The organism is Alcanivorax profundi, from assembly GCF_003597125.1.
Lineage (GTDB): Bacteria > Pseudomonadota > Gammaproteobacteria > Pseudomonadales > Alcanivoracaceae > Alcanivorax > Alcanivorax profundi.
Window position 1 is genome coordinate 1 of sequence record NZ_QYYA01000202.1, and the last position, 366, is coordinate 366.

At 48.1% G+C, this 366-nt stretch carries 1 protein-coding gene; it reads right to left on the reverse strand.

Annotated elements, in window-relative coordinates; translation table 11 throughout:
- On the reverse strand, nt 1–303 hold a 303-nt coding region (locus D4A39_RS19485; RefSeq protein WP_199699517.1), incomplete at its 3' end, for a hypothetical protein.
- Nucleotides 304–366: the final 63 nt, after the last annotated feature.

A 366-nucleotide genomic window follows, 5' to 3' on the forward strand; every position in this document is an offset into this window, starting at 1 on the left:
TTTCTCTATATACGAAAGTCCGGTCTCGAGATAGAGTGGGGCGCTGTCGGTCAATGGAATGCCGGCTACTACGCCCACATTCAGGCCGGTCTGCCAGTCGCCACCATCCAGACGGGAATCGTCGGAATTGACAAAGGTGAAGGCAGGACCGATGCGGAATCCGTAATACGGGCTGCCGTAGTTGTAACGGTAGTCGAGACGGTCTGTCCTGCTGTTGTAATATCTGCTGTCACGATAATTCTGTGCTGTTGCCGGCATCAGAGCCAGGAGCAATGCCATCATGATGAATGCTAATCTTTTCATAATTCTTATTCTTTTATACATTAATCTATGCTGTTTGAAGAAACTTGTTTTCGGTGCAAAGGT